This is a genomic window from Microbacterium sp. 69-10 (assembly GCF_001897945.1).
Classification (GTDB): Bacteria; Actinomycetota; Actinomycetes; order Actinomycetales; family Microbacteriaceae; genus Microbacterium.
The window spans coordinates 117,128-125,310 of record NZ_MKRT01000028.1 but is presented as its reverse complement, the minus strand read 5'-3'; the positions used below and the strand labels follow the sequence as shown (position 1 = coordinate 125,310).

General features: G+C 70.5%; 7 protein-coding genes, 1 tRNA gene and 2 pseudogenes. 6 read left to right on the top strand and 4 right to left on the bottom strand.

What is annotated here, in order from left to right; genetic code table 11:
- Window positions 1-193 (top strand): annotated as a pseudogene (locus BGN97_RS15070) (CoA ester lyase); the annotation flags it as partial.
- A gap of 21 nt (window positions 194-214) precedes the next feature.
- Here BGN97_RS15070 and BGN97_RS15065 read toward each other — a convergent pair.
- A complete protein-coding gene (locus tag BGN97_RS15065; RefSeq protein ID WP_292703208.1) occupies window positions 215-802 on the bottom strand; it encodes a histidine phosphatase family protein in 588 nt (195 codons plus the stop codon).
- Window positions 803-811: 9 nt separating this feature from the next.
- Window positions 812-1,657, bottom strand: coding sequence for a Sir2 family NAD-dependent protein deacetylase (locus tag BGN97_RS15060; protein ID WP_292703205.1), 846 nt, complete (start codon window positions 1,655-1,657; stop codon window positions 812-814).
- A 70-nt stretch (window positions 1,658-1,727) separates the two neighbouring features.
- Between BGN97_RS15060 and BGN97_RS15055 the strand changes: the two are divergent.
- Window positions 1,728-2,548, top strand: a pseudogene (locus BGN97_RS15055) (RNA methyltransferase).
- Window positions 2,549-2,596: 48 nt separating this feature from the next.
- Here the strand turns inward: BGN97_RS15055 and BGN97_RS15050 are convergent.
- The gene (locus BGN97_RS15050; protein ID WP_292703202.1) at window positions 2,597-3,427 is read right to left on the bottom strand and encodes an SGNH/GDSL hydrolase family protein; all 831 of its coding nucleotides are present in this window, start codon (window positions 3,425-3,427) and stop codon (window positions 2,597-2,599) included.
- A 111-nt stretch (window positions 3,428-3,538) separates the two neighbouring features.
- On the opposite strand from BGN97_RS15050, the gene BGN97_RS15045 reads away from it, so the two are divergent.
- From BGN97_RS15045 to BGN97_RS15035, 3 genes are all read left to right on the top strand, one after another.
- On the top strand, window positions 3,539-5,278 hold the full coding sequence (locus BGN97_RS15045; RefSeq protein WP_292703200.1) for a DEAD/DEAH box helicase: 1,740 nt from the start codon (window positions 3,539-3,541) through the stop codon (window positions 5,276-5,278).
- A 130-nt stretch (window positions 5,279-5,408) separates the two neighbouring features.
- Window positions 5,409-6,497 carry a VIT1/CCC1 family protein gene (locus BGN97_RS15040; protein ID WP_292703198.1) on the top strand — a complete coding sequence of 363 codons (1,089 nt, stop codon included), beginning with the start codon at window positions 5,409-5,411 and terminating at the stop codon, window positions 6,495-6,497.
- Window positions 6,498-6,600: 103 nt separating this feature from the next.
- Window positions 6,601-7,056, top strand: a complete 456-nt coding sequence (locus tag BGN97_RS15035; RefSeq protein ID WP_292703196.1) for an SRPBCC family protein — start codon at window positions 6,601-6,603, stop codon at window positions 7,054-7,056.
- A gap of 47 nt (window positions 7,057-7,103) precedes the next feature.
- Here BGN97_RS15035 and BGN97_RS15030 read toward each other — a convergent pair.
- Window positions 7,104-7,188: transfer RNA gene (locus BGN97_RS15030), tRNA-Leu, on the bottom strand.
- A gap of 110 nt (window positions 7,189-7,298) precedes the next feature.
- Here BGN97_RS15030 and BGN97_RS15025 point away from each other — a divergent pair.
- Window positions 7,299-8,183, top strand: an 885-nt coding sequence (locus BGN97_RS15025) for a M20/M25/M40 family metallo-hydrolase (RefSeq protein WP_292703194.1), incomplete at its 3' end; no start/stop codon positions are given.

The window sequence follows — 8,183 nt, the reverse complement described above, 5'->3', positions numbered from 1 at the left end:
CGCCACCGCCTGCATCCACCCGAAGCAGGTCGCGATCATCCGCGACGCCTACCGGCCCGATACGGCGACCCTGGACTGGGCGCGCGCTGTGCTCGCCGCCGCCGAGGGGGAGCGGGGCGTGTTCCGCTTCCAGGGGCGGATGGTCGACGAGCCGGTGCTGCGGCACGCCAGGGCGGTGCTGAGCCGGGACTGACCCGGATCGAGCCGAGGCGCGTCAGAGGACCGGGACGTCCTCGAGCAGTCGCAGCGAGCCCGGTGACACCTCGAAGCGGTGCAGCGAGCCGTTCCCGAGCACACTGCCGATCTTGGGCAGTGTCCCGCCGGAGGCGTGGTCGATGAGAGATCGGATGACGCCGCCGTGGGTCACGACGATGATCGACTCGGCCGTCGGCGCGGAACGACGCCGGGCGTCACGCGCGATCCGGTGCAGGGCGCTCATCGCACGGATGCACACCTCGTCGAGGGTCTCCGCCCCGGGGACCACGGCGTGCCAGTCGCCGTACGCGTCGATGTACTCCTGGACCAGCAGGCCCTCGCCTTCGCCGAACTCGCGCTCGCGCACATCGTGCACGAGCGCCGGCGCCTCGAGGCCGAGCTCATCCGCGATGATCTCCGCGGTCTCCCGCGCGCGGAGCAGCGGGCTCGCGTAGATCGCGTGATGCGTGTCCCTCGACAGCCGCCCGGCGGCCATGAGCGCATCCGCGCGTCCGGTGTCGTTCAGGGGGATGTCGGTGGACCCCTGAATTCGCCGAGCGAGGTTCCAGTCGGTCTGCCCGTGGCGCACAAGGGTGAGAAGAGTCACACTCCGACCCTACGCGAGAGCGCCTGCGAGGGCGCTCAGCACGGGGGAGGTGCCGCCGGCGAGCACGGCGTCGGCCCAGGCGTCCGCCCTCGTCGGCTCGCGGTTGACGATCACCAGCGGGATGCCGCGGCGCCGTGCGCGCTCGATGATGCGGATGCCGGAGTTCACGGTGAGCGAGGTGCCGGCCACCAGCAGCGCGTCCGCCGCGGTCACGACGGATTCGGCCGACCGGAAGCGGACGGCGGGGACGAACTCACCGAAGAAGACCACCTCGGGTTTGAGCATGCCCCCGCACACCGTGCAGGGCGGGATCACGAAGCCCTCCGTGTTCTCCGGGGTCACGTCCCCGTCGGGGTTCAGCTCGATGTTCTCGGGCTTGCGGACCCAGGGGTTCAGCGCCTCGAGCTGGTCGGCGATCGCCCGGCGGTCGAACACCTGCCCGCAGTCCAGGCACAGCGTGCGGTGCATGGTGCCGTGGATCTCCACCACCCGGGAGCTTCCGGCGCGCAGATGCAGGCCGTCGACGTTCTGGGTGACGACGCCGCTCACCACGCCGGCGCGTTCCATCCGCGCCAGCGCCACGTGGCCCTCGTTCGGCTCCGGTGCGGTGAACGCCAGCCAGCCCAGGTGCCCGCCCAGCCAGTAGCGGCGACGCGCGGACTCGTCGGCGAGGTAGGTCTGGATGGTCATCGGGTTCGCGCGCGTCCGCGCCCCGACGCCGCGATACGCGGGAATCCCTGAATCGGTGGAGATGCCGGCGCCGGTGAGCACCGCTACCCGCCGACCTCTCAGCAGCTCCGCGACGTGATCGATGCGCGTCCGGGTGTCGTCGTCGATCGTGTCCGAGAGCTGCACGCTCGGCAGTCTACGTCTCCGTGCGGGTCGGGGCGCCACCGCCGCGTCCGGGGCCTGACAGAGTGGGAGGATGCACGTGATCCCGGTCTCCGATCCCGCCGACCCCCGGCTCGACGACTACCGCTCGCTGACGGACACGGCGCTTCGCCGCAGGAACGAGACCGAGGGCGGGCTCTACATGGCCGAGTCCGCCAAGGTGATCGCCCGCGCCGTGCAGGCCGGCCACCGGCCCCGATCCGTGCTCACGCAGGAGAAGTGGCTGGACGCCGTCGTCAGCGCGCTGGGGGAGGCGGGCAGCGTCGCCGACACGCCCGTGTACACGGCATCCGCCGAGGTGTCCGAGACGGTCACGGGCTTCGCCATCCACCGGGGCCCGCTCGCCGCCATGCACAGGCCGGCGCTGCCGTCCGTGGCCGACGTGCTGCAACGGGTACGGCCGGACCGGGGCGGATCGCCCTGCTCGAAGGGCTCACTGACCACACGAACGTCGGCGCCGTGTTCCGCTCGGCCGCAGCGCTGGGCGTGGACGCGGTGCTCGTGACGCCCGACTGCGCCGATCCGCTGTATCGCCGCTCCGTGCGGGTGTCCATGGGCACCGTGTTCCAGGTGCCGTGGACGGGCATTCCGGCATGGCCGGAGGGCATGCGCGAGCTGCAGGAGGCCGGATTCGTCGTGGCGGGCATGACGCTGGGCGAGGGCGCGATCGAGCTGGACGACCTCGTCGCCGAGGATCACACCCGACTCGCGATGATCCTCGGCACAGAGGGTGACGGGATCCGTCCCGAGACGGACGCCCTGCTGGACCGCCGAGTCACGATCCCGATGATGGGCGGCGTGGACTCGCTGAACGTCGCGGCGGCGTCGGCCGTGGCCTTCTACGCCACCAGATGAGCTCGCCGCGGAGAGCGCCTGGTCGGAGGGCCGGGCGCGGCCGCGCGATCAGTTCTCGGTGCCGGGCATCCGCACCGGAGAGGGCTCGGGCCGCTTGGCCTCGACGTGGTCGCCCGAGGACTGATGACGGAGCCGCCGCAGCACCCAGGGGACCAGGTGCTCGCGCGCCCAGCCGATGTCCTCGGCGCGCGCTTCGCGCCAGGTGCGCACCGGGACGGGATCGGGCTGCATGGCCTGCAGGTCGTTCGGCACGTTGAGCGCACGCAGCACCATCCGAGCGATCTCGTGGTGACCGAGCGCGTTGTAGTGCAGCCGGTCGTCGTCGAAGAAGCGCGGGTCCTGCACGACCTTCAGCGACCACTGGTCGGCGATGATGCAGTCGTACCGGTCGCCGATCGCGCGCACGTTCTCGTTGTAGATCGCGACCTTGCCGCGGAACGGCCGGAACACCGGGGTGAAGCCGGTGTCGATCCCGGTGAAGAGAACCACCGCGGCGCCGGTGGAGGAGAGCCGGGCGACGGCGTCCTCGAGCTGCACGGCGATCTCGTCGGGATCGGTGCCCGGGCGGATCACGTCGTTCCCGCCGGCGCAGATCGAGACGAGATCGGGCTTGAGCGCGACCGCCGGCTCGATCTGATCCGCGACGATCTGGGCGATCAGCTTGCCGCGCACCGCGAGATTGGCGTAGGCGAAGTCGTCCACGTCCTGACCCAGCACCTCGGCGACGCGATCCGCCCAGCCGCGCAGCCCGCCGGGCAGATCGGGCGCGGGGTCGCCGACGCCCTCCGTGAACGAGTCGCCGACGGCGACGAACCGCCGCCACGGATGCGGTCCCTCGTTCTCGACGAACGGGGTGCGAGACGTCTCCTGGTCCACCATCGGGTTCTCCTTCGGCATCGCGGGCCCGGGGTGCGGGCGCCTGAGAGAGCCTACCCGCGCTGATGGGCGGGCGCGCAGAGCGTTGTCGGCGGGCTGGATTATCGTTGAGCAGTGCTCTCTCCGTCCTTCCCCCAGCGCGCCCCATGGGGTACCGCCGACAAGCTGAGGGCATGGCAGCGGGAGGCACTGGACGCGTATTTCCAGGCCGATCAGCGGGATTTCCTCGTCGCCGCCACCCCCGGGGCAGGCAAGACCACCTTCGCGCTCACGCTCGCGGTCGAGCTGCTGCGCATGGGTGAGGTGAACCGTGTCATCGTGGTCGCGCCGACCGAGCATCTGAAGACGCAGTGGGCGGATGCGGCCGCGCGCGTCCACATCCGCCTGGATCCCCGGTTCCGCAACAGCCACTGGGCGCCCTCCCGGCAGTACCACGGCGTGGTCGTCACCTATGCGCAGGTGGCGGCGAAGTCCAGCGTGCACCGGCACCTGACCGAGGACGCGAGGACGCTCGTCATCCTGGACGAGGTGCACCACGGCGGCGACGCCCTCAGCTGGGGCGACGCCATCCGCGATGCCTACGGGCCGGCCCGGAGGCGACTGCTGCTGTCGGGCACCCCGTTCCGCAGCGACACCGCGCCCATCCCGTTCGTGGAGTACATCCCCGACGAGTCCGGCGCACGGGTCTCCAGCACCGACTACCGCTACGGATACGGGCGGGCCCTGGCCGACGGCGTCGTGCGGCCGGTGCTGTTCCACATGTACTCCGGCAAGATGCGCTGGCGCACCAGCGCGGGTGACGAGCTCGAGGCGCATCTCGGACAGGACAACACCAAGGACGTCACCTCGCAGGCCTGGCGCACCGCGCTGGACCCGGAGGGGGAGTGGATGCCGGCGGTGCTGTCCGCAGCCGATCGCCGCCTCACCGAGATCCGTCACCACGTTCCCGATGCCGGCGGACTCGTGCTCGCGACGGATCAGACGGTGGCGCGCGCGTACGCCAAGATCCTGCACAGCATCACGGGCGAGCAGCCGACCGTCGTGCTCTCCGACGACGCCTCGGCGTCCGAGCGCATCGAGAAGTTCAGCGAGACGGACCGGCGCTGGATGGTCGCCGTGCGCATGGTGTCCGAGGGCGTCGACGTTCCGCGCCTGGCGGTGGGCGTGTACGCGACGTCGTCGTCGACCCCGCTGTTCTTCGCGCAGGCCATCGGGCGCTTCGTGCGCGCGAGGCGACGCGGCGAGGCCGCCAGCGTGTTCCTGCCGAACGTCCCCGTGCTGATGACCCTCGCGAACGAGATGGAGCGTCAGCGCGACCACGCGCTCGATCGGCGGGACAAGGACGAGGACGGCCTCGAGGATTCGCTGCTGGAGAGCGCGAACCGCGAGGAGGACGCGTCCGACGCTCTCACCCAGGAGTTCAGCTATCAGGCGATCTCGTCTCTGGCGCACTTCGATCGGGTCGTGTTCGAGGGCAAGGAGTTCGGTCAGCTCGCCGAGCCGGGCACCCCCGAGGAGGAGGAGTTCATCGGGTTCCCCGGTCTTCTCGAACCCGAGCACGTGCATGAGCTGCTCATGCAGCGCCAGGCCAGGCAGGGCAAGCTGCGACAGGCGCGGGAGGCGGCCACCCCGGTCGAGACGACGACCCTCCCCGCGCCCCTGCATCGCACCCTTCGCGAGCAGCGGCAGCTGCTGAACAGCCTGGTCGGCCTGTACGCGCGACAGACCGGCGAGGCGCATGGATCCGTGCACGCCGAGCTGCGCCGGATGTGCGGCGGCCCGGCTGTCGCCCAGGCGACCGTCTCGCAGCTGCAGGCGCGGATCGACCTGCTGCGCAAGCGCGTACGGACCTGACGCCCCCGCGCCGGCCGCCCGGTGGCGCGCGCTGGTTCGGGAGTCCGAAATCCTGTCAATCCGCGTCCTGATGCGGTTCGGAGGTGCCCGCGTCGATACCGTGGAATGCTGATCTACCCACGGAGGATGCATGTCTGCCCCTGCCCACGCCACTGCTGCGGATCGCAAGCAATGGGCCCGCTATCTGGTCGAGGAACGCGCCGAGGGAGCCGTGTACTCCCGGCTCGCCGCTCGGAGAGAAGGCGAGGAGAAGGAGATCCTGCTCTCCCTCGCGGAAGCCGAGCGCCGTCACGAGCAGCACTGGCTCGATCTGCTCGGAGGAGAGGAGCCCTCCCGGCTTCCCCGGACCGGTCTCCGCTCCCGGATGCTGGGCTGGATGGCCGGCCGGTTCGGGTCCATCTTCGTGCTCGCGCTCGCGCAGAGCGCGGAGGCGCGTTCGCCCTACGACAGCGAGAAGTACGCCACCCCGGCGATGCGGGCCGATGAGAAGGTGCACCACGAGGTGGTCCGCGGCCTCGCCGCACGCGGACGCCGCCGGCTTTCCGGCTCGTTCCGTGCTGCGGTCTTCGGCGCGAACGACGGGCTCGTGTCGAACCTCGCGCTGGTGCTCGGCATCGGGGCGACGGGGGTCGGCTCAGGCCTGGTGCTCTTCAGCGGCATCGCCGGCCTTCTCGCCGGCGCACTGTCGATGGGGGCGGGGGAGTTCGTCTCCGTGCGCTCCCAGCGCGAGCTGCTGGCTGCGACGGAGGAGAGCAACGACGCGGATGCCACCGCGGGCGATCTGGACATCGATGCCAACGAGCTCGCGCTCGTGTATCGGGCGCGCGGCATGAACGAGGACGAGTCTCTGGCACGCGCCCAGCGGGTCATGAGCGCGGCGCAGGCCGGCATCCGTCGCGACGCGACCGGACCGATCGGCGTGCCGAACGATCACGAGATCGTCGGCAGCGACTGGACGGCAGCGATCTCCAGCTTCCTGCTGTTCGCGTCCGGCGCGATCGTGCCGGTGCTGCCGTGGCTCTTCGGGCTCACGGGCTTCACCGCGATCGTCGTAGCGCTGGTTCTCGTCGGAGTCGCGCTGCTCAGCACGGGTGCGATGGTCGGCATCCTCTCCGGCGGTCCGCCGCTCAAGCGCGCACTGCGGCAGCTGGCGATCGGCTTCGGGGCGGCGGCGATCACGTACGTGCTCGGTCTCGTGTTCGGCGTCGGCGCGGTGTGAGCGGAGCCATGCGCTGAGTCATCCGCGTGTCGTCAACCCCCTTTCCGGGCTCGGCGACATGCGGATGACTGGATGCTCCGCACCGAAGAGCAAGGAGCAGAGCATGGCCCAGATCATCGAGACCGTGGACGTCGACGTCCCCGTGCGCGTCGCGTACGACCAGTGGACCCAGTTCGAGAGCTTCCCCGACTTCCTCGAGGAGGTGGTCTCGATCACCCAGGTGGATGACACGCGCAATCACTGGGTCGTCGAGGTCGGCGGCGTGCGCCGCGAGTTCGACACCGAGATCACCGAGCAGCACCCGGATGACCGTGTCGCCTGGCGCAGCGTCGGCGGTGAGACAGCCCATGCGGGCGTGGTGAGCTTCCACCGCCTGAGCGACGATTCCAGTCGCGTGACCGTGCAGATCGACTGGAAGCCGGAGGGCCTGGCCGAGATGGTCGGCTCGATGGCGGGCCTCGCATCCCACGCGGTCAGGAAGGACCTCGACAACTTCAAGGACTTCATCGAGAACCGCAGAACGGCGACCGGCGCCTGGCGCGGCGACGTCGACGCGTGACACGGAGAAGGCCCCGGATCTCTCGATCCGGGGCCTTCTCCGTTCTGTGCGCGAGGGGGGACTTGAACCCCCACGCCCTATGCGGGCACTAGCACCTCAAGCTAGCGCGTCTACCTATTCCGCCACCCGCGCAGGTGATGAAAAGTCGTTGCCGACCGAAGAATGACTCTAGCACGGTCCGCGGATAGCCACGAACCACGCTGACGCCCGGGCGTGGCACGCCGTTTCGATAGCCTGGAGCCATGTCCGATTCCTCCCTGCCCGAAGTCGCCCGGATCGCCCGTGATCTGATCCGCATCGACACCTCCAACTTCGGCGGAGGGAACTCGAAGGGCGAACGCGAAGCCGCGGAGTACGTCGGGGCCTACCTCGCCTCGCTCGGACTCGAGCCGGAGTACTACGAGCCGATCCCGAACCGGACCAACGTGATGGCACGCGTCAGGGGTCGCAACCCCGAGCGTCCCGCACTGGTCGTGCACGGGCACCTGGACGTGGTGCCCGCCATGGCCGAGGACTGGAGCGTCGACCCGTTCGAGGGCGTCGTCCGCGACGGGATGCTGTGGGGGCGCGGCGCGGTGGACATGAAGAACATGGACGCCATGATCCTCACCGCGGTCGCCGACCTGCTGCGGGCGGGCGAGCAGCCCGAGCGCGACCTGATCCTGGTGTTCTTCGCGGATGAGGAGAACGGCGGCGTCGAGGGCTCCGCGCTCGTCGCGCGCGACAGGCCGGAATGGTTCTCCGGCGCGACCGAGGCGATCAGCGAGGTGGGCGGGTACTCGATCACGGTGGACGATCACCGCGCCTATCTGCTGCAGGTGGGGGAGAAGGCCCTGATGTGGCTTCGGCTCGTCGCCAAGGGCCGCGCCGGGCACGGCAGTCGCTACCACGAGCAGAACGCCGTCACGCGCCTCGCAGAGGCCGTCGCCGCCATCGGCCGCACCCGCTGGCCCATCCGGCTCACTCCGACGACTCAGGCGCTTCTGGACGGCCTGAGCGACCTGACCGGCCGGCCGATCGACGATCCGGACGCGCTGGCCGCGGCCGCCGGACCGGCAGAGGCCTTCCTGCGCTCCACGTTCCGCACCACCGCGAACCCCACCGCGCTCACCACCGGCTACCAGCAC

Coding starts and splice junctions, on each gene's coding strand:
- BGN97_RS15050 (WP_292703202.1), bottom strand. CDS start 3,427: ATGGTGGACCAGGAGACGTCTCGCACCCCGTTCGTCGAGAACGAGGGA.
- BGN97_RS15040 (WP_292703198.1), top strand. CDS start 5,409: ATGTCTGCCCCTGCCCACGCCACTGCTGCGGATCGCAAGCAATGGGCC.
- BGN97_RS15035 (WP_292703196.1), top strand. CDS start 6,601: ATGGCCCAGATCATCGAGACCGTGGACGTCGACGTCCCCGTGCGCGTC.